Origin of the sequence: Bifidobacterium sp. W8110 (genome assembly GCF_016101375.1) — a bacterium.
GTDB lineage: Bacteria > Actinomycetota > Actinomycetes > Actinomycetales > Bifidobacteriaceae > Bombiscardovia > Bombiscardovia asteroides.
In genome coordinates, this window is the sequence record NZ_JACFQO010000002.1 from 466,784 (window position 1) to 491,438 (window position 24,655).

20 protein-coding genes are annotated in these 24,655 nt (G+C 63.6%); 16 read left to right on the forward strand and 4 right to left on the reverse strand.

Going from position 1 to position 24,655, the window contains the following annotated elements; all coding sequences use genetic code 11:
• Positions 1 to 10: 10 nt before the first annotated feature.
• The 13 genes from H3T88_RS04945 to glnA all read left to right on the forward strand — a co-directional run bounded on the left by H3T88_RS04945 (position 11) and on the right by glnA (position 14,272).
• Entirely contained in the window at positions 11 to 478 is a 468-nt protein-coding gene (locus H3T88_RS04945) for a cell division protein SepF (protein WP_110416948.1), read from the forward strand.
• 41 nt (positions 479 to 519) lie between these two features.
• Positions 520 to 804 carry a YggT family protein gene (locus H3T88_RS04950; protein ID WP_198203768.1) on the forward strand — a complete coding sequence of 95 codons (285 nt, stop codon included), beginning with the start codon at positions 520 to 522 and terminating at the stop codon, positions 802 to 804.
• A 91-nt stretch (positions 805 to 895) separates the two neighbouring features.
• Entirely contained in the window at positions 896 to 2,203 is a 1,308-nt protein-coding gene (locus H3T88_RS04955) for a DivIVA domain-containing protein (protein ID WP_198203769.1), read from the forward strand.
• Positions 2,204 to 2,215: 12 nt separating this feature from the next.
• On the forward strand, positions 2,216 to 2,746 hold the full coding sequence (locus tag H3T88_RS04960; RefSeq protein WP_033510974.1) for a signal peptidase II: 531 nt from the start codon (positions 2,216 to 2,218) through the stop codon (positions 2,744 to 2,746).
• A complete protein-coding gene (locus H3T88_RS04965) occupies positions 2,743 to 3,672 on the forward strand; it encodes an RluA family pseudouridine synthase (RefSeq protein ID WP_198203770.1) in 930 nt (309 codons plus the stop codon). The genes H3T88_RS04960 and H3T88_RS04965 overlap by 4 nt, the downstream gene beginning before the upstream one ends.
• Positions 3,673 to 3,715: 43 nt before the next feature.
• Positions 3,716 to 7,273: a DNA polymerase III subunit alpha gene (gene dnaE / locus H3T88_RS04970; RefSeq protein WP_198203771.1), complete on the forward strand. Its 3,558-nt coding sequence runs from the start codon at positions 3,716 to 3,718 to the stop codon at positions 7,271 to 7,273.
• A gap of 82 nt (positions 7,274 to 7,355) precedes the next feature.
• Positions 7,356 to 8,753 carry a histidinol dehydrogenase gene (gene hisD, locus H3T88_RS04975; protein WP_198203772.1) on the forward strand — a complete coding sequence of 466 codons (1,398 nt, stop codon included), beginning with the start codon at positions 7,356 to 7,358 and terminating at the stop codon, positions 8,751 to 8,753.
• Positions 8,750 to 9,898, forward strand: coding sequence for a histidinol-phosphate transaminase (locus H3T88_RS04980; protein WP_198203773.1), 1,149 nt, complete (start codon positions 8,750 to 8,752; stop codon positions 9,896 to 9,898). The genes hisD and H3T88_RS04980 overlap by 4 nt, the downstream gene beginning before the upstream one ends.
• Positions 9,899 to 9,997: 99 nt before the next feature.
• Positions 9,998 to 10,600 (forward strand): imidazoleglycerol-phosphate dehydratase HisB, encoded by a 603-nt coding sequence (hisB, locus tag H3T88_RS04985; protein ID WP_198203774.1) that lies wholly within the window; start codon positions 9,998 to 10,000, stop codon positions 10,598 to 10,600.
• Positions 10,597 to 11,349, forward strand: coding sequence for a hypothetical protein (locus H3T88_RS04990; protein WP_198203775.1), 753 nt, complete (start codon positions 10,597 to 10,599; stop codon positions 11,347 to 11,349). Before hisB ends, H3T88_RS04990 begins: the two co-directional genes overlap by 4 nt.
• Positions 11,350 to 11,381: 32 nt before the next feature.
• Entirely contained in the window at positions 11,382 to 12,155 is a 774-nt protein-coding gene (gene hisH, locus H3T88_RS04995) for an imidazole glycerol phosphate synthase subunit HisH (RefSeq protein ID WP_198203776.1), read from the forward strand.
• A gap of 1 nt (position 12,156) precedes the next feature.
• Positions 12,157 to 12,888, forward strand: a complete 732-nt coding sequence (priA, locus tag H3T88_RS05000; protein ID WP_198203777.1) for a bifunctional 1-(5-phosphoribosyl)-5-((5-phosphoribosylamino)methylideneamino)imidazole-4-carboxamide isomerase/phosphoribosylanthranilate isomerase PriA — start codon at positions 12,157 to 12,159, stop codon at positions 12,886 to 12,888.
• Positions 12,889 to 12,934: 46 nt separating this feature from the next.
• Positions 12,935 to 14,272: a type I glutamate--ammonia ligase gene (gene glnA / locus H3T88_RS05005; RefSeq protein WP_015021547.1), complete on the forward strand. Its 1,338-nt coding sequence runs from the start codon at positions 12,935 to 12,937 to the stop codon at positions 14,270 to 14,272.
• A gap of 9 nt (positions 14,273 to 14,281) precedes the next feature.
• Here the strand turns inward: glnA and H3T88_RS05010 are convergent, their stop codons facing one another.
• From H3T88_RS05010 to H3T88_RS05020, 3 genes are read right to left on the reverse strand one after another with little or no spacing between them, the layout of a single operon-like run.
• Positions 14,282 to 15,169: a hemagglutinin gene (locus H3T88_RS05010; protein ID WP_198203778.1), complete on the reverse strand. Its 888-nt coding sequence runs from the start codon at positions 15,167 to 15,169 to the stop codon at positions 14,282 to 14,284.
• Complete coding sequence (gene hrpA, locus H3T88_RS05015) at positions 15,166 to 19,257, reverse strand: ATP-dependent RNA helicase HrpA (protein WP_198203779.1); 4,092 nt, start codon at positions 19,255 to 19,257, stop codon at positions 15,166 to 15,168. The genes H3T88_RS05010 and hrpA overlap by 4 nt, the downstream gene beginning before the upstream one ends.
• Positions 19,254 to 19,922: a class I SAM-dependent methyltransferase gene (locus H3T88_RS05020; RefSeq protein ID WP_415873726.1), complete on the reverse strand. Its 669-nt coding sequence runs from the start codon at positions 19,920 to 19,922 to the stop codon at positions 19,254 to 19,256. The genes hrpA and H3T88_RS05020 overlap by 4 nt, the downstream gene beginning before the upstream one ends.
• 219 nt (positions 19,923 to 20,141) lie before the next feature.
• Here H3T88_RS05020 and hflX point away from each other — a divergent pair, with 219 nt between their 5' ends.
• The 3 genes from hflX to H3T88_RS05035 all read left to right on the forward strand — a co-directional run bounded on the left by hflX (position 20,142) and on the right by H3T88_RS05035 (position 23,660).
• Positions 20,142 to 21,599 carry a GTPase HflX gene (hflX, locus tag H3T88_RS05025; protein WP_232347190.1) on the forward strand — a complete coding sequence of 486 codons (1,458 nt, stop codon included), beginning with the start codon at positions 20,142 to 20,144 and terminating at the stop codon, positions 21,597 to 21,599.
• 97 nt (positions 21,600 to 21,696) lie between these two features.
• Positions 21,697 to 22,659 carry an L-lactate dehydrogenase gene (locus tag H3T88_RS05030; protein WP_046322674.1) on the forward strand — a complete coding sequence of 321 codons (963 nt, stop codon included), beginning with the start codon at positions 21,697 to 21,699 and terminating at the stop codon, positions 22,657 to 22,659.
• Positions 22,660 to 22,730: 71 nt separating this feature from the next.
• Positions 22,731 to 23,660, forward strand: coding sequence for a cation diffusion facilitator family transporter (locus H3T88_RS05035; RefSeq protein ID WP_198203781.1), 930 nt, complete (start codon positions 22,731 to 22,733; stop codon positions 23,658 to 23,660).
• Positions 23,661 to 23,663: 3 nt separating this feature from the next.
• Here the strand turns inward: H3T88_RS05035 and lexA are convergent, their stop codons facing one another.
• The gene (gene lexA / locus H3T88_RS05040) at positions 23,664 to 24,479 is read right to left on the reverse strand and encodes a transcriptional repressor LexA (RefSeq protein ID WP_415873471.1); all 816 of its coding nucleotides are present in this window, start codon (positions 24,477 to 24,479) and stop codon (positions 23,664 to 23,666) included.
• Between the last annotated feature and the right edge of the window lie 176 nt (positions 24,480 to 24,655).

A 24,655-nucleotide genomic window follows, 5' to 3' on the forward strand; every position in this document is an offset into this window, starting at 1 on the left:
AGGAGCAGGTATGGCAGGATTGATGAAGAACGCAATGTCCTTTTTCGGCATGTCGGATGTCGTGGACGACGATGACGAGGACCTGGCCGACGATGACGAGGCCCGAGATGGCTTTGACACCGATCACTCTGTGACTCCCATGGCTCCGCAATCCACGTCCAGCAGCCAAGAGACCGAGTCCACGCCCTTCCAGAGCCGGATCAACCGCATCACCACCATCCATCCCAAGTCCTATGAGGATGCCCAGATGGTCGGCAGGGCCCTGCGAGACGGGGTGCCGGTGGTTCTCAACCTGACTGGCGTGTCCGAGTCGGTTGCATACAGGATCGTCGATTTTTCCGCCGGCGTGGTCTTCGGGGTACGTGGGTCCATCGAGCGGGTCACCCCCAGGGTCTTCCTGCTCAGCCCTGCCCAGGTCAACATCAAGGTGGAGGAGCCCGAGTCGGGCTCCTCGGCCAAGGGGCTTTTCGCCCAGTGACCGACGCCCTGGCAGCCGTGTCCGCAGGAGCCTAAAGACGCATGCTTGTTCCTTTTCTTCGATACCTGGTAGACATCTGCATTGAGACCTACCTGCTCATCCTCTTCGTGCGGATGATCCTGGACTGGGTCTTGGTTCTGTCGCCCCGCTGGTACCCCCGTGGCTTCGTAGCCTCGCTCATTCGGGTCATCTATGCCCTTACTGAACCGCCCCTGCGCTGGCTGCGCCGGTACGTCCCGCCCCTGCCCATGGGCAGGATTCAGCTCGACGTCTCCTTCATGGTCCTCTACGCCGCCCTGATCATTATCCAGGTGCTCCTGGGGTAGAGACAAGACCGCGGGTACGGCAGACTCCGTGCTAGCATGCAGTAAGAGAACACAATCGGGCTGGTTGGCCTGAAGCGAGGTGGAGAAACATATGGCTCTATTGACGCCTAATGACATAAGGGAGCATACCTTCCAGACAGTGCGGTTTAAGGAAGGCTACGACGTCGACGAGGTCGACGACTTCCTGGATCAGGTCACCGATACGGTTGAGGCCCTGGGCAAGCAGGCCATGCAAGGCAACGCCGCTTCCACCCAGTCCCTGGGTACCGATGTGGCCTCACTGAACTCAAAGATTTCCGACTTGACGGCCCAGGTGCAATCCCTGCAGACGGAGAATCGGGACCTGAAGCAGGCCCAGGGATCGGCTGCGGCCCAGCAGCCGGCCGTGGATGCCCAGACCAAGCGACTTCTGGCAGAGTCCCAGAGTCAGGTCAAGACCCTGGCCTCCCAGAACGACCAGCTCAAGCGTCAGGTCGAGCAGCTGAACTCGCAGATTGACCAGCTGACCGCCCAGGCCGCTGCGGGCAACAACACCCAGGCGCTGACCAACCAATTGACGGCCATGCAAAAGGAGCGCGACCAGGCCCGTCAGCAGGTGCAGGCGCTGACCAACCAGCTCAATGCCTCCCAACAGAGCATGGCCACGGCCCGCCAGCAGATTACCCAGGCACAGAAGGTCTCTCAGGAACAGCAGCAGCGCACCGAGCAGCTGAACAAGCAGCTGGAGGAGTCCCGCAAGCGCGAGGAGCAGCTGCGTGAGCAGGTCTCCAAGGCCGAGCCCTCCACTGAAACGGGCAGTCTGCAGCGGATCGCGGGGGCCGGTGCCGAGGCAAGCAGCGAGCCCGAGAGGGCCACTGCCATGCTCACTCTGGCCATGCAGCTGCACGACCAGTACGTAGACAAGGGCAAGGCCAACGCTTCCCAGCTGGTGGCCGAGGGACACGCCCAGCATGACGACATCGTCAAGAAGGCGGAGGACTACTCCAAGAGGACCCGCGCCGAGGTGGACGAGTACTCCAAGCGCGTGCACTCCGAGGCTGATGGCTACTCACAGCGCGTACGCTCCCAGGCCGACGAGTACTCCGTCAAGACCCGTTCCGATGCCGACGCCTATTCCAAGCGCCAGCACAACCAGGCTGATGAGTACGAGACCCAGGTGCAGACCCGAGCGCAGGAGTACGACAAGAACACCCGTGACAGCGCGGATCGTTATGCCGCCGATGTCAAGAACAAGCTCATGGATCAGTCCAAGGTTCTTGAGGAGAACATCCAGGGACTCAAGCAGTTCGAGGCGGGCTACCGGAGCAAGCTGACCGAGTTCCTCAACCAGCTGATCAACCAGATTTCGGACACCAGCAATTACCAGTCCATGGAAAAGAAGTCCGAACAGGCCCACTGATTCCATAAGGTAATGACGAAGAACACATTTATGAGACGGCTGCGCGGGCGCGTGGCCGTCTTCGTCGCTCTGGCGGCAGTGGCCATCGCCCTGGACCAGGTGACCAAGGCCCTGGCCCTGGCTCGGCTGGGCAGCGGTGTCAGGGTGGCTCTGCCCGGGCCATTGCGTGGACTGCGACTGGTACGCAACCCCGGGGCCTCGCTTGGATTGGGGTCCGGGAGTACCTGGGTCATATCCCTGATCGCCCTGGCAGCCTGCCTGCTCATCATTGTTCTGGCTCTGCGCACCACCTCCATGGCCTGGACTTTGGTTCTTTCCCTGGCCTTCTCCGGGGCGGCAGGCAATCTGATCGACCGAGTGGCCTATGCTTCGCGCTTCCTTGATGGAGCCGTGGTCGACTTTCTGGACTACGGCTGGTCAGTGGGCAATGTGGCCGACGTCTATCTGACCCTGGCAGGCGTGGCCGTAGTGGTGCTCCTCGTCTGCAATGTGAGGTTTACTGAACAGTCCACGATACAAGAACATGGGGGAGCAGCCAAGTGACCCGGCTTCTTCCTGCGCCGGATGCCCTGGTGGGTCGGCGCCTGGACATGGCCCTGTCCAAGATGCTGGGCCTGTCCAGGGCCAAGGCCAGCGATCTGGTGGCCCAGGGCCATGTGCGGATCATGGGCCGTCGTGTGAACAAGGCCACCACCCTGATGAGCGGCGATCTGATTGAGCTGGACGAGCCTGAGCAAGCCAAACAGGTGGAGCCGGTGGCCGAGGACATGCCTGTGGTCTACGAGGATGAGGACGTGGTCATCGTCGACAAGCCGGTAGGGGTGGCGGCACATCCCTCCATAGGCTGGACCGGCCCAACCGTTCTGGGCAGCCTCCTGCAGCGGGGCACCCACATCACCTCCATGGGGGCCCAGGGCCGTCAGGGCATAGTCTCCCGACTGGACGCGGGCACCAGCGGCCTCATGCTGGTCTGCAAGTCCGACCTGGCCTACAAGGAGATGCGCCGGCAGTTCGCCCGGCATGAGGTGGTCAAGATCTACCACGCCTTGGTCCAGGGCAATCTGACCGAGGACAAGGCCACCATCGAAGCCCCCATCGGCCGGGCCCGGGTCTCGGACTTCCGCTTCACGGTCACGCCTGCAGGCAAGGAGGCCATCACCCACTGGGATGTGCTGGAACGCTTCGGATCGGCCACACTGGTCAGCGTCAATCTGGAGACCGGGCGCACCCATCAGATACGCGTGCACTTCTCCTCCATAGGCCACCCCCTGGTGGGCGATCACATGTATGGGGCCAACCCCGACCTGGCGGACAGGCTGGGCCTGAAGCGGCAGTGGTTGCACGCCATGCGGCTGGAATTCCGCCATCCCCGAACCAAGATCTGGACCAAGGTGGTCTCCTCCTACCCCGCTGATCTGCGCAGCTCCCTGCAGATCGAGCGTCAGAGCGCCACTGGTATACGCAGCTAGCGGACTCCGGCGATTCGGCCAGGGTCCTGGGTAAATTGGAGATATGTCCTCAACCCGGTCAGACTTCGTTCACCTTCACACCCACACCCACTATTCCACCCTGGACGGGGCCAGCAGGATCCCCGACCTGGTTGCCGAGGTGGGACGGCTGGGGCAGCCTGCCGTGGCCATTACCGACCACGGCAACATGCACGGGGCCTATGAGCTTTGGCGCACGGCCGTGGATGCCGACATCAAGCCCATCATCGGCATCGAGGCCTACGTGACCCCAGAGACGGCCCGCCAGGACAAGAGCCGGGTCCACTGGGGAACCGACGAGCAGCGTTCCGACGATGTCTCCGGCGGCGGCTTCATCACCCACATGACCCTTTGGGCCAGCGACGACACGGGCCTGGTCAACCTGATCAAGGCCTCATCGGTGGCCAATCTGGAGGGCCTGGTGGGCAAGTGGCCCCGTATGGACAAGGATCTGCTGTCCACCTACCACAAGGGGGTCATCGCCACCACCGGCTGCCCTTCGGGCATCGTCCAGACAAGGCTGAGGCTGGGCCAGTTCGATGAAGCCCTGCGGGCCGCCGGGGAGTTCCAGGACATCTTCGGCAAGGAGAACTACTACGTGGAGCTGATGGACCACGGGCTGGAGATCGAGCATCGGGTGACCAAGGATCTGCTGGAGATCGCCCGTCGTCTGGATGCCCCCCTGGTGGCCACCAACGACTCGCACTATGTGCGCAAGGAGGACGCCTCGGCCCAGGATGCCCTGCTCTGCATCAACTCGGGATCCCGACTGACCGACCCCGGCCGCTTCAAGTTCGACGGCAGCGGCTACTACATCCGCTCCGCCCAGGAGATGCGCGAGATTTTCAAGGAGTTCCCCGAAGCCTGCGACAACACCCTGGAGATCGCGGAACGATGCAACGTCATGTTCGACGACCATGAGGACGGGGCCTTCATGCCCCGGTTCGACTGCCCGGAGGGTTGGGACGAGACCTCCCTCTTCCTGAAGAAGGTGGACGAGGGGCTGAAGAACCGCTACCCGGACGGGGTGCCCGAGGAGGTCTCCCACCAGGCCGACTACGAGTGCGGGGTCATCTGCCAGATGCAGTTCACCGGATACTTTTTGGTGGTGGCCGATTACATCAACTGGGCCAAGAACCACGGGATCATGGTGGGACCGGGCCGTGGATCGGCGGCAGGATCCATGGTGGCCTATGCCATGGGCATCACCGAGCTGGACCCGCTCAAGCACGGCCTGATCTTCGAACGCTTCCTCAACCCCGAGCGCGTCTCCCTGCCCGATATCGACGTGGACTTCGACCCGGAGGGGCGCATGAAGGTCCTGGACTACGTGGGCCGCAAGTACGGTTCAGACAAGGTGGCCCAGTGCGTGACCTATGGCACCATCAAGACCAAGCAGGCCCTCAAGGACTCCGCCAGGATCATGGACTACGAGTACTCCGTGGGCGACCAGGTGACCAAGGCCCTGCCGCCTACGGTCAACGGCAAGGACATGAGCCTCAAGGAGATCTTCGATCCCCAGTCCAAGCGCTATCCGGAGGCCAAGGAGTTCCGCGACCTGTACGAGTCCAACCCGGATGTCAAGCGAATCACCGAGGAGGCCAAGGGCATCGAGGGCATCATCCGCCAGACCGGTGTGCACGCCTGCGCCACCATCATGGCCTCCAACCCCATCACCAATACCTCGCCCTTGATGGAGCGCACCGACGGCACAGTGACCACGACCTTCGAGTACCACACCTGCGAAACCCTGGGGCTGGTCAAGATGGACTTCCTGGGGCTGTCCAACCTCACGGTCATCAGGGACACGGTCACCAACATCAAGCGCAACGGCAAGGAGCCCATCAGCATCGAGAAGGTTCCCCTGGACGACAAGGAGACCTACCAGCTGCTGTCCCGGGGCGACACCCTGGGCGTCTTCCAGCTCGATGGTGACGGCATGCGATCCCTGCTGCGCATGCTCAAGCCTGATAACTTCAACGACATCTCCGCCCTGATCGCCCTCTACAGGCCGGGGCCCATGGATATGAACTCGCACATCAACTATGCCAAGCGCAAGAACGGGCTGCAGAAGATCGAGCCCATCCATCCGGAGGTGGCCAAGCCCCTGGCGGGCGTGCTCGATGAGACCTACGGCCTGATCGTCTACCAGGAGCAGGTCCAGTCCGCAGCCCGAATTCTGGCCGGCTACTCCCTGGGTCGAGCCGATGTGCTGCGAAGGGCCATGGGCAAGAAGAAGCCTGACGTCCTGGCCAAGGAGCAGGTTCCCTTCTTCGAGGGTATGAAGGAGCACGGCTACTCCCAGGAGGCGGCCCAGGCGGTCTGGGATGTCCTGGTGCCCTTCTCCGGCTACGCCTTCAACAAGGCGCACTCCGCGGCCTATGCTCTGATCGCATATTGGACCGCTTATCTCAAGACCCACTATCCAGTGGAGTTCATGGCCGCCCTGCTGCAGAACGAGCGGACCAACAAGGACAAGACAGCCCTCTATCTGGGCGAGGCCAGAAGGATGGGCATCCGCATCCTGGCGCCTGACATCAACGAGTCCGTTGCCGAGTACTCCGCTGTCGGCGACGTGGTCCGCTTCGGCCTGGGAGCCATTCGCAATGTGGGCGACAAGGTGGTGGCGGACATCATCAAGGAGCGCCAGGGGCCCCGGGGTAAGTACGTCAACTTCATGGACTTCGTCAAGAGGGTGCCCATGGAGGTGCTCAACAAGCGAACCGTGGAATCCCTGATCAAGGGTGGTGCTTTCGACGGCATCGACCCCAACCGGAGGGCCCTCTTCCAGATCCACGACGAGGCAGTCGACCAGGTCATGCCCATCAAACGCAAGCAGGCCGAGGGCCAGTTCGACCTCTTCGCCGACGCCGATGACGATGAACCCCAGCAGGATGCCTTGGGCGATGCCCAGGTGACCGTGCCCGACATCGACGAGTGGGACAAGTCCACCAAACTCAACTTCGAGCGGCAGATGCTGGGCCTGTATGTGTCCGACCATCCACTGAGCGGCATGACCTCGGTTCTGGCCGGCATGCGAGACATGTCCATCGCCCAGCTGCTCAACCGGTCTAACAGCATGGACGGCAAGGCGGTGACCCTGGCCGGGCTGGTCACTGCTGTGGACCGCAGGGTCTCCAAGAAGGGCAACCCGTGGGCCATCGTCACCATCGAGGACCTGGAGAGCTCCATCCAATGCATGTTCTTCGGCAAGGTCTACGACGCCCACGCCGACGACCTGGCCCTGGACTCGGTCATCCGGGTGAGGGGAGTGGTCGAGCTTCGTGACGAGGCCACCAACATCCGCGTCAATGATATGGAGGTGCCCGTCCTGGAGTCGGCGGACGAGCGGCCACTGACCATCACCCTGCCCAGGCAGGCCCTGGATAGGGGGCACATGGAGCGGCTGGCCCGGATACTCAAGTCCCACCCCGGCTACTGCCAGGTCCGTCTGGCCGTCACCGACGACCGCGGGAACGTGCGTCTGCTGACCTTTGGCGACGGATTCCGCACCAGGCACGACACCTCCATGATGGCCGAGATCAAGTCGGTCTTCGGACCCTCCTGCCTACCGTCGGCCTAGGACGCGCCCGGACCCGTCTCACCATTTGGGACGGTGGTGGGTCGCTGGCTTTGGCGACATAAAAGTTCACTACCATCGAAGTATGTCAAAGCTCATGATGAGAACCATGGATCTGCGCGGGAAAACCATGTCCCGCGCCCAACTCCTCGCCGCCATGCCCCGAGCCGATATGGGTACCCGGGAGGCCAGCGCCCAGGTGCAGCCCATACTGGACCAGGTGCGTGAACATGGGGCGGCGGCCCTGCGCGACCTGGAGGAGAAGTTCGACCATGTGCGTCCTCATGATCTGAGGGTTCCGGCATCGGCCATGCAGGAGGCCCTGGAGCAGCTGGATCCCAAGGTCAGGGCGGCAATAGAGGAGTCCGTTACCCGCATCCGCAAGGTCTGCACCACACAGGTGCCCAAGCCCATGGCCACCGACCTGGCACCCGGCGCCCGGGTCAGCGAGCGGTGGATTCCGATCGAGCGTGTAGGCCTCTATGTGCCGGGAGGCAAGGCCCTGTATCCTTCCTCGGTCATCATGAACGCGGTGCCCGCCCAGATTGCCGGCGTTGATTCCCTGGCCGTGGCCACTCCGCCCGCATCCGACGACCCTCGGGGTCTGCCGGCGGCCATCATCCTGGCCACCTGCGCCATCCTGGGAGTGGATGAGGTCTATGCCGTGGGCGGCGCCCAGGCCGTAGCCATGTTCGCATACGGGGCCAGGGGATCCGAGCCCCAGGACGGGGAGATTCTCTGTGACCCGGTCGACAAGATCACGGGCCCTGGCAACATCTTTGTGGCGACAGCCAAGCAGATGGTCTCCGGCATGGTGGGAATTGACGCCGTGGCCGGACCCACGGAAATCGCCATTCTTGCCGACGGGCAGGCCAACCCCGACTGGGTGGCGGCAGACCTGATCGGACAGGCCGAGCATGACGAGCTGGCCGGCTCGGTGCTGATCACCGACAGCCCGGAACTGGCCAAGGGCGTTCAGGAGGCCCTGGGGCGCAGGGTGCCTCGGACCGAGCATGCCGACCGGGTGCGCACCTCCCTGGGCGGCAATCAGTCGGGAATCATTCTGACCGACGGGATCGACCAGTCCATCGACGTGGCCAATGCCTATGCCGCCGAGCATCTTGAGGTTCAGGCGGCCGATCCCGATGCCGTCATCGACCGAATTCGAAACGCTGGCGCCATCTTCCGCGGTCCTTACTCTCCTGTACCCCTGGGCGACTACATGTCCGGGTCAAACCACGTCCTGCCCACCGGCGGCACAGCCCGGTTCGACGTGGCCCTGGGCGTCCACACCTTCATGAAGCCTGTCGAAGTCATCGAATATGACAAGGAAGGGCTTAAGCCCATCGCAGCCAAGATCAACGATTTCGCCGTATCCGAGGATCTGCCCGCCCATGGCGAGTGCATCCTGAGCCGGTTCCTGGACGACCCCTACGACAAGGCCGACCTGGAAGCCAACGAAGAGAAGGCCGGTTTGCTGTGAGTGCCGTACCAGCAGATCTTCCACTCCGTACCGACCTGGTGGGTGAAGAACCCTATGGCGCCCCCCAGCTGGATGTCCCGGTCTGCCTGAACGTCAACGAAAACCCCTGCCCCCTGGACCAGGAGGTGGTCGATGCCATCTGCCAGCGTGTCCGCCAGGCGGCCCCCGGCCTCAACCGCTATCCGGACAGGGAACATGAGGACCTGCGGCGGGCTCTGGCTGTCTACCTGAAGAGGGAGTCTGGTACCTCGCTCCCACCCGAGCAAATCTGGGCGGCCAACGGATCCAATGAGATCATGCTCCAGCTCTTCCAGGCCTTCGGCGGACCGGGTAGGATCGCCTTGGGCTGCGACCCTACCTATTCCATGTATCCCGAGTATGCCCGGGACACCTTCACCGACTGGGAGCTGGCCCACCGGTTGCCCGATTTCAGCCTGGACATGGATAAAACCATCAAGCGCATCAAGGAGCTGGGGCCCGCCATGGTCCTGGTGACCAGTCCCAACAATCCCACGGGGACGCCCCTGCCCATGGATCAGCTGACCAGGCTCCTGGAGGTCTGCTCTCAGGTCCCTGTGGCGGGCGCGGACCCGTCCGCCCGGCCCATCGTGGTCGTGGATGAGGCCTACATCGAGTTTCGGGACCCGGGCACGCCCTCGGCGGTCAGCCTGATCGGTCAGTACGACCACCTGGCAGTCAGCCGGACCATGTCCAAGGCCTTCGCCTTCGCCGGCGCCAGGGTGGGTTACCTGGCTGCATCCCAGGGAATAGTAGACGCGGTCCGCATCGTCCGGATGCCCTACCATCTGAGTGCCCTGACCCAGGCTGCGGCCCTGGCTGCCTTGGAGCACACGGACCTCCAACTGGCTCGGGTGGATAAGCTTCGCCAGACCCGTCGGGAAACCGCCGAGTGGCTGGCTGGGCAGAAGTTCCACGGCCGGCTTCTGACCGTGGTCCCCTCGGCCTCCAACTTCATCCTCTTCGGGACCTTCCCCGACCGGGATGCCGTCTTCGAGGCCATGAAGGATGAAGGCGTGCTGATCCGGGCCGTGGGTCCCCAAGGCTACCTGAGGGTCTGCATGGGCACGGACTCGGAGATGGAGCGATTCCGCCAAACCCTGGTCCATGTCCTCAAGCGGTTCTAGCAGGATGCAGACCAGCGGGACGGCTATGCTGGTGGTCTAGACGCTGCGCAGAAGACACAGTGCTTACTGGAGTGCGCGGCAGAAAGCGGAGGAGCAGCAATGGCAGGCAGAACAGCCACCATCACCCGCCAGACCAGTGAGTCCAAGGTGAGCCTGAGTCTGGATCTGGATGGCACCGGGGTGACCGACATCGACACCTCGGTGCCCTTCTATGACCATATGATGACGGCCCTGGGCAGGCATTCCCTGATTGACCTGACCATCAAGGCCAGCGGGGACACCAAGATCGACGTCCATCACACGGTCGAGGACGTGGCCATCGTCTTTGGCGAGGCCCTGGCCCAGGCCCTGGGGGACAAGCGGGGCATCAAGCGCTTCGCCGACGCCACCGTCCCCCTGGACGAGGCCCTGGCCAGAGCCGTGGTCGACATTTCGGGCAGGCCCTATGCGGTCTGCACCGGTGAGCCTGAGGGGTTCCAGTACGCCATGATCGGCGGGCACTTCACCGGTTCCTTGGTCAGGCACGTCATGGAGTCCATCGCCATGCATGCCGGCATCTGCCTGCACCTGACCCTCCTGTCGGGCAGGGATCCGCACCACATCGCCGAGGCTGAATTCAAGGCCCTGGCCCGGGCTCTGCGCTTCGCAGTGGAGCCTGATCCCAGGGTCAAGGGCATCCCCAGCACCAAGGGGTCGCTATGAGCGCTGATGAATACGACAACAATGACAGTAGGGATCAGGATCTGCCGGATTCCGGCCATCATCTGAGCGAGGAGGAGGTCGAGCGGGCCCTGGCCAGCTTTGAGGCCGAGTTCAATGAGGGCCAGGACCAAGCGGATCAGCTGTCTGAGCACTCCGGATCGAGCGTGGATGACGAGGCTGGGCTGAATTCCGAGCCCGCTGACCATTCGTCGGTGGAACCGGACGAGGCTGATGACGTTGCGGCAGACTTCGATCAGGAGCTTGAAGGCCTGATCGGCAACAGGGCCAAGGCCGCCGTCATGGTGACCCGCCTGGCTTCGGCAGAGCTTCTGGCGGCCTTCTGCCAGATATCTGATATATCTGCCTATTGCATCCAGGCCCGTGAGGGTGCCGTGGCCGTCCTTAGAAATCTGGACGGGGACGGCCCCGAGGCAGCCATTCGCGATCTGACTACGGTCGTATCCGGGCTCAGTGCCATTCTGGCGGTCAACCGGGCCGACAAACTCGAAGTGACCCTTTGGATCAGTGGGCAGTCGGAGCAGACGCTTGCCCCGCCCATCCTCTTCGCCGCCACCGCCGACTTTGTGGAGGACCTGATGATCGGGACCACCACGGTGGACAGGCTGCGCCAGGATGGGGCCTTAATCTTCGACTCGGGGGAGTACAACCGCGAGAAGGCCATGGGCATCATCGCCTCGCATACCAGGTTCGGGGCCGGCGGATCGACTCGCGAGGGTCGTGTCGAGTAATCGAACAAGCAAACGGCTTGGCTAGGAGGAACATGACCAGGATACAGGTGCTTGACTATGGGTTCGGCAATGTCAGATCCATGGTGCATGCCCTCTCCCAGCTTGGGATTGATGCGCGAATCAGCGCCGACCCGGACCTGGCCATGAAGGCCGACGGCCTGGTCATTCCCGGCGTGGGGGCCTACGGGGCCTGCATGGCGGGGTTGCGGGCTGTCGGCGGAGACCGCATCATCCTGGATCGCCTGGCCCAGGGCCTGCCGGTTCTCGGGGTCTGCATAGGTCTTCAGATCATGTTCCAGTTCGGGGACGAGGACGGTCGCAGCGAGCCCGGTCTGGGCCTGATCCCCGGGCGGGTGACCGAGCTGGATGCCGATGTGGTGCCCCATATGGGCTGGGACCATGTCCAGGCGCCTCAGGGAACACAACTGTTGGCAGGGGTCCAGGACCAGCGCTTCTACTTCGTCCACTCCTATGCCGCCATGGCGGCGCAGGGAGATGACCGGGCCAGCCTGGCACAGCCCGATTTGTCCCTGCGAGTATCGGTGTTCAACCGAGAGGGTGAAACGCGGCCAGGGTCAGTCCAACCAGCATCTGACAAGACCTCACAGGGCACCTCCTTCGGTGAACCGCTGGTTACCTGGGCCACCTATGGACGCAGCAGGTTCGTGGCGGCCTATGAGTGCGGTCCCTTGAGCGCCACCCAGTTCCATCCTGAAAAGTCCGGCCAGGCCGGCGCACGGTTGCTGACCAATTGGGTGCGGACCCTTCCCGGGGCTTCCGGACGCCCCTGCGAGAAAGGTGAATGAGATGCTGACGCTCCTACCCGCTGTCGATGTCCGCGACGGAAAGGCGGTCCGCCTGAAGCAAGGGGTCTCCGGCTCCGAGAAGGTCTACGGGGAACCTGCCGATGCAGCCAAAGCCTGGGTCGACCAGGGTGCCGAGTGGCTCCACCTGGTCGATCTGGATGCGGCCTTCGGCACGGGCGACAACCGCGACAAGCTGGCCGCCCTGGTCAACGAGCTGGGGGATCGCGTCAAGGTGGAGCTCAGTGGCGGTATCCGCGACGACGCCAGTCTGGAGGCGGCCCTGGATGCCGGCGCCACCCGGGTCAACATCGGTACGGCGGCCCTGGAAAACCCGGAATGGACAAGCCGGGTCCTGAATCGCTACGGGCAGAGGGTTTGCGTGGGTCTGGATGTGCGCGGACACACCCTGGCCGCCCGGGGCTGGACCAGACAGGGCGGGGATCTTTTCGAGGCCATGGATCGGCTGGACCGGGACGGTTGCAGCCGGTATGTGGTCACCGATGTGACACGCGACGGGATGATGACCGGTCCCAACCTGGATCTGCTGGGACAGGTGGCTGACCGGACTCCGGCCAAGGTGACCGCCTCGGGAGGTATATCCAGCCTGGATGACCTGAGCCGGATCCTGGATCTGGCCGATCGGGGCGTGGACAGCGCCATCCTGGGCAAGTCCCTCTATGAGGGGGCCTTCACCCTGGAGCAGGCGCTGGACCTGGTCTCGGGGCATTGTTAACGCTATAAGCAAGTCTGCGAAATATAGGAATGGGAGCATAAGCTCTATGGATAAGCAAGAGGAGTTCGCGCTGCGCACTGTCGAGGAGCGCGATGTCCGGTTCATTCGTCTCTGGTTCACCGACGTCTTGGGCACCCTGAAGTCGGTGGCCATAGCGCCCACCGAGTTGGAGGTCGCCTTCGAGGAGGGGCTGGGCTTCGACGGCTCGGCCATCGAGGGCATGACCAGGGTCTCCGAGGACGATATGATCGTCAAGCCCGACCCGTCCACCTTCCAGATTCTTCCCTGGAGGGGCGGACCTCAGGGCACAGCACGGATCTTCTGCGACGTGCTCACCCCGGACGGCGAGCCTAGCAGCGGCGATCCCCGGCATGTGCTCAAGAGGGCCTTGGCCAAGGCCAAGGAGAAGGGCTTCATCTTCTATACCCATCCGGAGATCGAGTTCTATCTGTTTGAGAACCAGGACGACTGGTCCCAGGTCCCGACCCCCATCGACGAGGGCGGCTACTTCGACCACGTGCCCCGCAGCCCGGGGATGGACTTCCGCCGGGCCTGCGTCAACATGCTGGAGCAGATGGGCATCTCGGTGGAGTACTCCCACCACGAGGCCGGGCCTGGACAGAACGAGATCGACCTGCGCTATGCCGACGCCCTGACCACCTCCGACAACATCATGACCTTCCGGACCGTGGTCAAGGAGATCTCGCTGGAGCGTGGAATCTATGCCAGCTTCATGCCCAAGCCCTTCACCGACCAGCCGGGGTCGGGCATGCACACCCATCTGAGCCTGTTCGAGGGGGACACCAACGCCTTCTACGAGGTGGGCCAGGAGTTCAACATGTCCCAGACGGCCCGGCAGTTCGCCGCCGGCATACTGGCACATGCGGCCGAGATCTGCGCGGTGACCGACCAGTACGTCAACTCCTACAAGCGTCTCTGGGGCGGGGCCGAGGCGCCCAGCTACGTCTGCTGGGGGCACAACAACCGGTCCGCCCTCCTGCGCATACCCCAGTACAAGCCCGGTAAGGGCAACTCGGCCAGGATGGAGTTCCGCGGGCTGGATCCGGGAGCCAACCCCTATCTGGCCTACTCGGTGCTGCTGGCTGCGGGCCTGGACGGGATCGAGCAGAAGATGACCCTGGGCGAGCCCACCAGCGACGACGTCTGGGAGCTGACCGACGCCGAGCGGCAGGCCATGGGCATCGAGCCCCTGCCTGACAGCCTGGATGCGGCGCTCAAGGTCATGGAAAAATCGGACTTCGTGGCCCAGGTGCTGGGCGAGCAGACCTTCGAGTACTTCCTGCGCAACAAGCACAGGGAGTGGGCCGGGTACAGTCGTCAGGTCACCCCCTACGAGCTGGCCTACTATCTGCCCAGGCTTTGAACCCGGGGCTTACTGGTCTGATCGGCCGAACCAGCTGTTGTAGATGATGACGAAGTTGCGGTTGCCATAGCTTGAGCAGCGGTTGCCTTCGCCGTCGCCTGCCCGCAGCGCTGCCTCGTTGGGCTGGTAGGGCGTATAGATGTAGAGCAGGGCAGTGGCATCGTTCTCGATGTAGACCTTACCGCTGCCGCAGGAGGCATCGGGGCTGAAGCGAACATCGTTCAGGGCCTTGGTCTTGTAAGCGTACTGATCCCGGTGCGCCTGGTAGTAGCGGAATCGATGGGCGGCCCCGTAGACCTGGTTGAAGAAACCGGCGTAGCGGGCGTCACAATCCGCGCCATCAGGGCAGGAAAGGCCCATGGCGGACTTTAGCTGGACCTTGGTGGCGGGCTGGTCGGTGGCTACCAGATGCTGCTCCTTTTGCAGTATGGTCAGGAGGATTTTCTGACTTATCCCACAGGAGCGAGCGGACCCGTCGATGATCTGGGCCGCGCTCTGCCCCTTGCCGCCCTTGTAGGCGTCACATAGACCGTCACCGGGGCGGTCGGGGACGTCCATCCGCAGGTTGCGCAGACAAGTGGATCCGTTGCAGGACGCCCCCTTCTGGTCCAAGAAGGCCTGAACATCGTCGGCGTTCATGTCCATGGTGTCATGGAAGCGGTGATCGGTGATGATCCTGCCTGGATTGAAGACATACTCCTGGGAGAGCTGCTCCTGGTAGCGGATGACGCGGCCGACCATCAGCCGGTATGAGACGAAGCGGACGGCCAGGATGCAAAGGGCGACCACCAGGACTATGGCCATCAGGGCGGCCCCCAGGGTCTGCGCGCGGCGAAGGGTCATCCGTTCGCGTTTGTTGCCGCCCCTGCGTCTTCGTCCCGATGGACTTGTGCTCATGGTTTTCCTTCCAGTGCCTTCCTGATTCTTTGCAGGCTGACAGGGATGGCCGTCCCCAGCTCCTGGGCCCAGATGGAGACGAAGTACTCCTCCATCATCCAACGTCCCCTTTGTGCACGGTCCATGGCCTGGTCTCGTCCGGGACCGGCGGGCAGAGACTGGGCCGTCTTGGTCGCCTGGTCCACTAGATCCTGGGCGGTCTGCGCCTGCCATGCCCATCGTACGTCACGGTCCTTGTCCCTGCGGGCCTTGTTCAGCCGCATCAGGTCCGCCTTCAGATATGTGCGCAGGCGGGGGAGGGCATAGGGCGGGTCGGCGCCGATGAAGCCCTTGGCCACAAGATTGGCCGAATGCTGGCGTATCCACTGCAGAACCGAGAGCAGGGGAAGATCGGCCGGGCCGGACACGGCTTTGTCCACCTGGGCCGAAGTCTCCAGAATAGCGACAACATCCTTGGCCACCTGATACACGGTGTCCTCGTAGACCTGGCTGACGCCGGCTACAGCCTCCTGCAGGGTCCGGTCGTCGGTGATGGCTTCGTTGTGGGGGATCAGGCGCTTTACAGTGGCCATCTGCAGGTCCTCGGCCAGGGCGGAGGTGTCCGGGTAGGGGGCTGAGGCCAGCATCAGGGCCTCTCGGCTGAGCCAACGCGAGGAGATCCTCTGGGCAGGCAGATGGAGCTTGTCCAAGGCAGCCTGCCAGATCAGTTCCTCGCGCGGTTTGGTGGTGGCGCCGGACTGATGGAGCAGGTCGGCGCTTTTGACCACCTGGCCCTGTCGGGCGGCCTTGCTGGCCTGGGAGTCCACCCGGGACCGGGCCGACTGCCGGGCCTGTCCGGCCAGTTCGCGCTGCAGGTCGGTCAGGGACTTGGACCGGCCCAGGGCCTTGGGGTGGCTCCGGCCCTTGTGGCCACTGCCGTGGCCCTGGCGTCGATCCTCCTCCACCTGGAAGGTGGGCCGCAGGTAGTCGGGCAGTCGTTCCAGCCTGGCCTGGGTGAAGACTTCCGGGTGCAGCTGGGCTCCGACCGTGTCTATGGCTGCGGCGGTGAAGGCCTGCTCGAAGTCCGGCCAGCCCCCGGCGGGAATGGCTCCGGCATTGCTGCCATCTTCGTCCGCAGGCCGGTCCGCTGACCCGTAGGTGGCCCGGTCCGCCGACGCAGGGTCGGCGCCGGGCAGCAGGGGATAGTGGCCGTCTATCCAAGCGCGGATTGTCCGGGCGGCGTCAGGGGCGGGGACGAACTGGACCCTCAGTGCCTTGGGCAGGGACTTGATGGTGGCTGTGATCAGGTCGTCCAGGAGGCCCGGCACGGTCCAGCTGAACTGCCCGGGTGTCAGCTGGTTCAGGCAGTGCAGTGGGATGTGGACCGTGATGCCGTCGTCTGGCTCTCCCGGCTGATAACGATAGGTCAGGGGCAGATCCATGGGCCGTCCGTCGATGCCCAGGGTGTGCCAGTGGTCGGGGTAGTCCCCGGGTCGGTAGGAGGCGGACTGGTCGTTCAGACGCTCCACCTTGTCGGGGTCGAAGTCCAGCAGATGTGGGTCCGCATCGTGGTGCTTCCGCCACCAAGAGCCCAGCGCGGCCAGGGATGTGGCTTCCTGGGGAATGCGCTCCTGGTAGAAATCGTAGAGGTCCTCCTCGGTGACGGTGCCAATAATCTGGCGGGTCCTGCTGGTCCGCTCGCCGGCCTCGTTGAGCACCTGCCGGTTGGCCTGGATGAAGCCGTCATGCGGGAAGCGCTCGCGCACCTCGCCCTGGACCAGGCCCTGGCGTATCAGCATGTCCCGGGCCTGGGCGGGGTTGATTCGGGCCCACTGGACCGTCCTGTCGCGCACGATGGGCAGGCCGTAGAGCAGGACCTTGGAGGTTGCCACCGCGGCACCACGGGAGGCAGACCAGTGAGGTTCGGCATAAGTGGTTCTGGTCAGGGATTCGGCCAGGGGTTCGGCCCAGGCGGGGTCGATGGCTGCGCAGCAGCGAGCCCAGAGCCGGGAGGTCTCCACCAGCTCGGCGGCCATGATCCAGGGCGGATTGGCCTTGGAGAGCGCAGAGCCGGGGAAGATGGCGAAGTGCGTGCCACGCGCCCCCTGGTAGTCGTTCTTGGCCTGCCGGTGCGCCCGCTTCATGGCCTTGGCCCGTGCCGCGCCATGCAGGCCGGCGAAATCGGAGGCCTTGGGTTCGTGGACCACCTGCATTCCCAGACTGGAGAGCAGGCCGGCCAGCATGGACCGGTGGATGCCTTGATCGTCCCAGGAGCAGACCAGGGCATGGGCCGCCTGCTGCCCAATAGGCAAGGCCAGCAGAGCCTGATCCGGTCCCTTGACGGGGACAGGGGAGCCCACCTTCATGTGTAGGCCCCGACACATCTGAGCCAGCTGCCGGTAGAGGTCATGCCACTGTCGCATACGCAGGAAGGCCATGTACTCCTGTTTGCAGGCCTTGCGCAGGGCACTGTTGGAGGGCTCCTTGTCCTGCGGGAAGAAGCGGTTCCAGATGTTCAGGGCCGTCAGGAAGTCGCTGGATGGGTCCTCGTAACGAGCATGTATTCGATCTGCCTCCTCGCGTTTCTCCTCCGGGCGCTCGCGAGGGTCCTGCAGGGAGAGGAAGGCCACGACCACCAGAACGGCGGCCAGGGTGTCCGGGGTGGCATCCTGACCGGCCTGCAGAATCATTCTGCCCAGACGGATGTCGATGGGGATTCTGGCCAGCCGTCGTCCCAGATTGGTCAGCCGGATGATGCCCTGCTGGCGGGAGATGGCCTGCAGCTCGGTCAGCTCCCGCAGGCCATCGCTGACTGCACGTGTGTCGGGCGGATCGATGAAGCCGAAGTCAGTGATGTCCTCGGCCGTATTGGCCACGCCCACCGAGAGCATGTGCAGGATGACCGAACCCAGGGAGGTGCGCAGGATCTCCGGGTCGGTGAACTTGGGACGGGTGTCATAGTCGTCTTTCGCATAGAGGCGGATGGCGATGCCGTCGGCCACACGTCCGCAACGGCCCGCACGCTGATCGGCCGAGGCCTGGGATATGGGCTCGATGGGCAGGCGCTGGACCTTGGCCGATTTGGAGTAGCGGCTGATCCTGGCCAGTCCCGGGTCCACCACGTAACGGATACTTGGAACCGTCAGGGAGGTTTCGGCCACGTTGGTGGCGATGACGATGCGCTGATGCCCGTGGCGTTCGAAGACCCGGTGCTGCTCCTTGGCCGACAGGCGGGCGAAGAGCGGGATGATCTCCAGGGCGTCCGCGCGGCGCATGTCGGAGGTTCGCGGGCCGAAGTGGCGGCGCAGGGCGGTCTCGTACTCGCGGATGTCGCGCTCGCCGGCAGCGAAGACCAGGATGTCCCTGGGGCCGTCCACATGGGTGGAATGGATGACCAGCTCGGCGCAGGCCCGGGCCACTGCATTGGGGATGTCCGGATCCTCCCTGTCCTGTCCATCCTCGGAGTCGAACCCGGGGACGTGCCGCATCAGGGCCGGTGCCGATCCGGCGGGCTCGTAGAGGGTCTGGACCGGATAGGTACGGCCGGAGACCTCCAGCACGGGCACCTGGGTGTGCAGGGCCTTGGCGAAGTGGTCGCGGAACTTGACCGAATCGATGGTGGCCGAGGTGATGATCAGCTTCAGATCGGGCCGTCTGGGCAGCAAGGCGGTCAGATACCCCAGCAGAAAGTCGATGTTCAGGCTGCGCTCGTGGGCCTCGTCGATGATGATGGTGTCGTAGGCCCGCAGCTGGGGATCGCCCTGAATCTGTGCCAGAAGGATCCCGTCGGTGACCACCCGCAGGCGGGTGCTTCGGCTGGACTTGTCGGTGAAACGCACCTGGTAGCCGATCTGATCACCCAATCTGGTGCCCGTCTCCGAGGCGATGCGCTCGGCCACGGTTCTGGCGGCGATCCTCCTGGGCTGGGTGTGCACGATCTGATGGCCGTGGTCGCCCCGGCCCATCTCCAAAAGGATCTTGGGAATCTGGGTGGTCTTGCCCGAGCCGGTCTGGCCTGAGACGATGACCACCTGGGAGGACTGCACGGCATGGACGATGTCCTTCTTGGCCGCGCTGATGGGGAGCTCGGCGGGATAATCGAACCTCATGCCCGGCCCACCTCGATGATCCGGTAGCCCTTGGCCGAGGCATACTTCTCCGCCGTCCAGCCGGAGCCAAGAGCCTCAGCCAGCCAGGGAATCAAGGAGTCAGCGCCCAGGTTGCGCTGGACCACCAGGTAGGCCCGGCCCTGGGACTTCAACCTGGGCAAGTAGGTCATCAGCAGGTCGTGCAGTGCCGGCTTGCCCACCCGGATGGGCGGATTTGACCAGATCAGGTCATAGCGCAGATCGTCCGGCACCTGCTCCGGGGCCAGCGTGCGCACCCTGTCAAGGCCTTGGGATTTGGCGTTCCGGGCAGTCAGATCCAGGGCCCGCAGGTTGGTGTCCACAGCGTAGACGTTGGCCTTGGGCGATTGCATGGCCATGCTCAGGGCGATGGGACCCCATCCGCAGCCCAGGTCCAGAAAGTCGCCTTCTGCCGGTGGCTGGGGAACACGTTTGAGCAGGACCGATGTGCCCAGATCAAGCCTGCCCGATGAGAAGACCCCGTGGGAGACCTCCACCTGGCAGGTGCGGCCGGCCAGTTCGACCTGGATGGTCCGCCGGAGGTCGGGGGAGGCCGGACGGGCTACAAAGTACTGTTCGCCTCCGTCCATCCCGGTCCTGGAGGATTGCCCCCGGCTGCTGCCATGGTCCCTGTGCGTCATGTCCATCCCGTCCGTCTTTGAAGTCTGCCCGTCCCTCGGGCACCCGCTGATGTCTGCTAAGAAGATGATAATAAAGACTGTGTCATGATTCCGCCTATACCGGATTCGTTCCCCAGTCCATAGATCAATGCAGAGGTGCCTTTGACCCAAGAACAACCAACTCAAGAGCATGGTTCAGCAGTTGACGATGCCCATCAGGACCCGCTCTCTCACAAGTCCGAGGTACTGACCGGCAGTCAAGGGCGGGCCGGGCAGGACCAGGAGTGGGAGGAGCGCAGCCGGCGCAATGCCTTCCGCCATGTCGAGGGGCTGGGTGAGCTCCAGGACGTGACCGAGGTGGAGTACCGCAAGGTCCGTCTGGAGCGGGTGGTCCTGGTTGGTGTCTGGTCGGGTTCGAGGACCACGGTCGGCCAGGCCGAGGAGTCCCTGCGAGAGCTGGCCGCCCTGGCACGGACCGCCGGGGCTGAGGTCTTGGATGGGCTGCTTCAACAACGGGTCAAGCCGGATCCAGCCACCTACCTGGGTTCGGGCAAGGCGCGGGAGCTGGCAGATATCGTGGCCCGGCTGGGCGCCGACACCATCATCACCGATGACGACCTGCATCCCTCCCAGCGACGTGCGCTTGAGGATGTCACCAAGGTCAAGGTGGTTGACAGGACGGCCCTGATTCTGGACATCTTCGCCCAGCACGCCACCAGCCGCGAGGGCAAGGCACAGGTGGAGCTCGCCCAACTGGAGTACATGCTGCCCAGGCTGCGCGGCTGGGGCGGGTCGCTCTCCCGACAGGCTGGTGGTCAGGCTGCAGGACAGGCTGGCGGCATAGGCTCCCGCGGCCCGGGCGAGACCAAGATCGAGACCGACCGTCGGGTCATCAGGCGGCGGATTTCCCGGCTGAAGCGCCAGATCGCCCAGATGGCCCCCTCGCGCCAGGTCAAGCGTGGGTCACGGCGGCGCTACCAGCTCCCGGCCGTGGCCGTGGTGGGGTACACCAACGCCGGCAAGTCCTCGCTGACCAACCGGCTGACCGGATCCGAAGAATTGGTGGAGAACGCCCTCTTCGCGACCCTGGACACGGCGGTCAGGCGGACCAAGGCGGCAGATGGTCGGCGCTACGTCTATGTGGACACGGTCGGGTTCGTCCGCCGCCTGCCCACCCAGCTGGTGGAGGCCTTCAAATCCACCCTGGAGGAGGTGGGGCAGTCCGATCTGATTCTCCATGTGGTGGATGGCTCCCACCCCGATCCCTTCGGGCAGATCAGGGCTGTGGACGCCGTGCTGGCAGACATCCCCGGCGCCGAGTCCATTCCCCGCCTGCTGGTCTTCAACAAGGTGGATCTGATCGATAAGGACGCCCGGCAGCGGCTTGCCAACCTTGAGCCTGAAGCCTTCCTGGTTTCAGCCAAGGAGGGTCAGGGTTTGGAGTCCCTGCGCAAGCGGGTGGAGGAGCTGCTGCCCGCTCCCGCCGTGCATGTCCAGGCCATACTGCCCTACACCAGTGGCTCTCTGCTGGAGCAGGTACGGCAGATGGGACGGGTGGAGTCATTGGAATATCGGGCCGACGGGGTTGCGCTGAGCGCTGATGTGGACGACCGGCTGGCGGCCGCCGTGCTTGACCAGGCCATTGACCAGAAGCCCTTGCAGGCTTCAGCGGGTGACACGCCATCGGCCGGGCTGAACTCTTAAGGGCAGATGCGCACCAGGTCACCTATGCTGGGTAGACTACGTATGTTGTCAGCGGCAAACCCGTTTCGCGGGTTCCGATAAGAGAGGTCCATAGAATATGGCGGAATCATCAATCAAGCCAACCAAGCTAGCAATCGTGGGAGCTGGAGCCGTGGGGTCGACTCTGGCCTTTTCGGCGGCCCAGCGCGGCGTGGCTCGAGAGATTGTTCTTGAGGATATCAACGCCCAGCGTGTTGAGGCCGAGGTCCGCGACATGCAGCACGGATCCAGCTTCTATCCCACGGTCACCATCGATGGCTCGGACGATCCGCAGATCTGCGCCGACGCCGACATGGTGGTCATCACGGCCGGAGCCAGGCAGAAGCCGGGGCAGACTCGGCTTGACCTGGCCGGTGCCACCATCAACATGATGAAGTCCATCATCCCGCAGATGGTCGAGGTGGCCCCCAATGCCATCTTCCTGCTGATTACCAACCCCGTCGACATCGTCACCCGAGTCTCCCTGGAGCTGTCCGGACTGCCGGTCAACCAGATGTTCGGTTCGGGCACCAACCTGGACTCCGCCCGTCTGCGCTACCTGATCGGCCAGCAGACCGGAGTCAATGTCAAGAACGTCCATGCCTACATCGCCGGCGAGCACGGGGACTCCGAAGTCCCGCTCTGGAGCTCGGCCACCATCGGCGGCGTGCCCATGTGCGACTGGATGGAGCTGCCCGGCCATGAGCCCCTGGACGCGGCCAAGCGCGAGGAGATACACCAGGAGGTGAAGAACGCCGCCTACCAGATCATCGAGGGCAAGGGGGCGACCAACTTCGCCATCGCCATGTCCGGCGTGGACATCATCGAGTCCATCCTGAACGGCACCGACCGGATCCTGCCGGTCAGCTCCCTCCTGGAGGACTTCCATGGCATCTCCGACGTGTGCATGTCGGTGCCCAGCGTGCTCAACCGCGAGGGGGTCAACACCCACATCAACACCCCGCTGAGCGACGGCGAGCTGGCTGCTCTGAAGCGTTCCGCCGAGACCTTGAAGGAGACGGCAAGCAAGTTCGGCTTCTGAGTATTTCACAGAAAACCCTTGCCTCGCAGCCCCCGGTGACATACCTTGGTGACTGATGAATCGGGGTATGCATGAGCGCTCATGAAAGTGGTGTCCAGGGTGGCGGATCCGCCCATCGTCGACAGTTGCTGACGACTTTGGCTCTGACGGGGTCGGTCTTCGTGGCCGAAGTCGTTGGCGCCTTGGTCACCCGCAGCCTGGCCCTGCTGGTCGATGCCGGGCACATGATGACCGACATGGCTGTACTAATCGCCTCCACGGTCACTGCGGTGTTGATGGAGCGCCGCCCCACAAACCGGCGAACCTGGGGCTGGTCCCGTCTGGAGGTCATCACGGCGGCTGGCGGGGCTCTGGTACTGCTGGCCATAGGCATCTACGCCATTGTGGAAGCAGTCATGCGGCTCTGGTCGCCCGGACGGGACCAAGTCCATCAGCAGGGGCTGCTGCTCTTCTTCGGCATCTTGGGCCTGGCTGCCAATGTTGGGTCCATCCTGGTCCTGGCCTCCGGCCATAAGGACAACCTGAACATGCGTGCCGCTTTTCTCGAAGTGGTCAATGACGCATTGGGATCGGTGGCGGTCCTGGTATCAGCCGCGGTCATGATGGTCACAGGCTGGGCCGGGTTCGATGCCGTGGCGGGAGGCCTGATTGCCCTGCTGATGATTCCCCGCGCGATCAAACTGCTGGCCAGCAGCATCTCTGTACTTCTTGAGGAGACACCGGCGGACCTCGACATGGCCAAGGTCAGGAAGCATCTGGAGGGTGTGCCCGGCGTACTTGAGGTTCATGACCTGCATGCCAACAGCGTCTCCACTGGTCTGCCGCAGCTGACGGCACACGTGATTGTGCGTCAGGGCACCTCGGCCGTCGAAAACGAACGAATTCTGACCAGCATGCAAAGCTGTCTGCGCAATCATTTCCCTGTCTCGGTCGAACACACGACCTTTCAGATAGAACCGCAGGGGCACCGGGACAGCAGCGGCGAGCATTTGGACATGTAGCCTTCAGACTTTGCGCAGGACGGTGACCACCTTGCCCATGATGACGGCGTGGGTGCCATCAATGGGGGAGTAGGCAGGGTTGTGCGGAATCAGCCAAACGTGACCGTCCTCGCGCCGGAAGGTCTTTACCGTGGCCCCATCGTCCAGCAGGGCCGCGACGATATCTCCGTTCTCAGCCTCCTGCTGGCGGCGGACGACCACAAAGTCCCCGTCGCAGATGGCGGCATCGACCATGGAATCCCCATGTACCTCGAGCATGAAGAGCTCGCCGGATCCAGTCAGACGCTCGGGCAGGCGCATGACATCGTCCACATGCTGTTCTGCCAGAATGGGTTGACCGGCGGCGATTCTGCCCACCAGCGGCACGTCGCGGGACTGCATGATGGCCTCGTCGGTCTGTACGTCAGGGAAGGGCACAATCCTGGCGGTTCCCGCAGTCGGCTCAGGCTGGTCCTGGACCAGCTCTATGGCGCGTCCCTTGTTGGCAGTCAGACGAATGTAGCCCAGATCCTGCAGGACCTGAAGCTGGTGCTTGACGGAAGAAGTGCTGCGCAGTCCCGCGTCTCTGCCGATCTCCCTGTAGGAGGGCAGGAATCCGCGCTCTGATAGGTGCCGCTTGATAGCCTCCAACACCCTGGCCTGGCGATCGGTCAGCCTGGGCCTGGAGCCATGATTCGGGCTCTCAGTGCCGGCGGAGTTTTCCCTCGCTTTGTACTTGGCTGAGGTTGAGGCGGTTTCCTGCGAGTCGGCTTTATCAGCGACAGTGGACTGGTTAAGGGAGCTCGTGGCCGTGGACCCTGTAAAGGGGATGGTACTCACGATAGGCTCCTTTCCTGGGAAACTGAACCCAGTCTAACCTGCCTGAAGTGAAAAATCAAACAAATGTTCGAATCAGCCTTGCCAAATGACCATCGCGGTGTCAAAATGAGAACATCTGTTCGATAGAACAAATGTTCGAAAGAGGTGTGCGATGGTTGTTCCTACCTATGCCAGTT

What these genes read in the sequence shown, in the direction of transcription:
- H3T88_RS04945 (WP_110416948.1), top strand. Translation starts at nt 11, where the DNA reads ATGGCAGGATTGATGAAGAACGCAATGTCCTTTTTCGGCATGTCGGAT.
- H3T88_RS04950 (WP_198203768.1), top strand. Translation starts at nt 520, where the DNA reads ATGCTTGTTCCTTTTCTTCGATACCTGGTAGACATCTGCATTGAGACC.
- H3T88_RS04955 (WP_198203769.1), top strand. Translation starts at nt 896, where the DNA reads ATGGCTCTATTGACGCCTAATGACATAAGGGAGCATACCTTCCAGACA.
- H3T88_RS04960 (WP_033510974.1), top strand. Translation starts at nt 2,216, where the DNA reads ATGACGAAGAACACATTTATGAGACGGCTGCGCGGGCGCGTGGCCGTC.
- dnaE (WP_198203771.1), top strand. Translation starts at nt 3,716, where the DNA reads ATGTCCTCAACCCGGTCAGACTTCGTTCACCTTCACACCCACACCCAC.
- hisD (WP_198203772.1), top strand. Translation starts at nt 7,356, where the DNA reads ATGTCAAAGCTCATGATGAGAACCATGGATCTGCGCGGGAAAACCATG.
- hisB (WP_198203774.1), top strand. Translation starts at nt 9,998, where the DNA reads ATGGCAGGCAGAACAGCCACCATCACCCGCCAGACCAGTGAGTCCAAG.
- H3T88_RS04990 (WP_198203775.1), top strand. Translation starts at nt 10,597, where the DNA reads ATGAGCGCTGATGAATACGACAACAATGACAGTAGGGATCAGGATCTG.
- hisH (WP_198203776.1), top strand. Translation starts at nt 11,382, where the DNA reads ATGACCAGGATACAGGTGCTTGACTATGGGTTCGGCAATGTCAGATCC.
- priA (WP_198203777.1), top strand. Translation starts at nt 12,157, where the DNA reads ATGCTGACGCTCCTACCCGCTGTCGATGTCCGCGACGGAAAGGCGGTC.
- glnA (WP_015021547.1), top strand. Translation starts at nt 12,935, where the DNA reads ATGGATAAGCAAGAGGAGTTCGCGCTGCGCACTGTCGAGGAGCGCGAT.
- H3T88_RS05010 (WP_198203778.1), bottom strand. Translation starts at nt 15,169, where the DNA reads ATGAGCACAAGTCCATCGGGACGAAGACGCAGGGGCGGCAACAAACGC.
- hrpA (WP_198203779.1), bottom strand. Translation starts at nt 19,257, where the DNA reads ATGAGGTTCGATTATCCCGCCGAGCTCCCCATCAGCGCGGCCAAGAAG.
- H3T88_RS05020 (WP_415873726.1), bottom strand. Translation starts at nt 19,922, where the DNA reads ATGGACATGACGCACAGGGACCATGGCAGCAGCCGGGGGCAATCCTCC.
- H3T88_RS05030 (WP_046322674.1), top strand. Translation starts at nt 21,697, where the DNA reads ATGGCGGAATCATCAATCAAGCCAACCAAGCTAGCAATCGTGGGAGCT.
- H3T88_RS05035 (WP_198203781.1), top strand. Translation starts at nt 22,731, where the DNA reads ATGAGCGCTCATGAAAGTGGTGTCCAGGGTGGCGGATCCGCCCATCGT.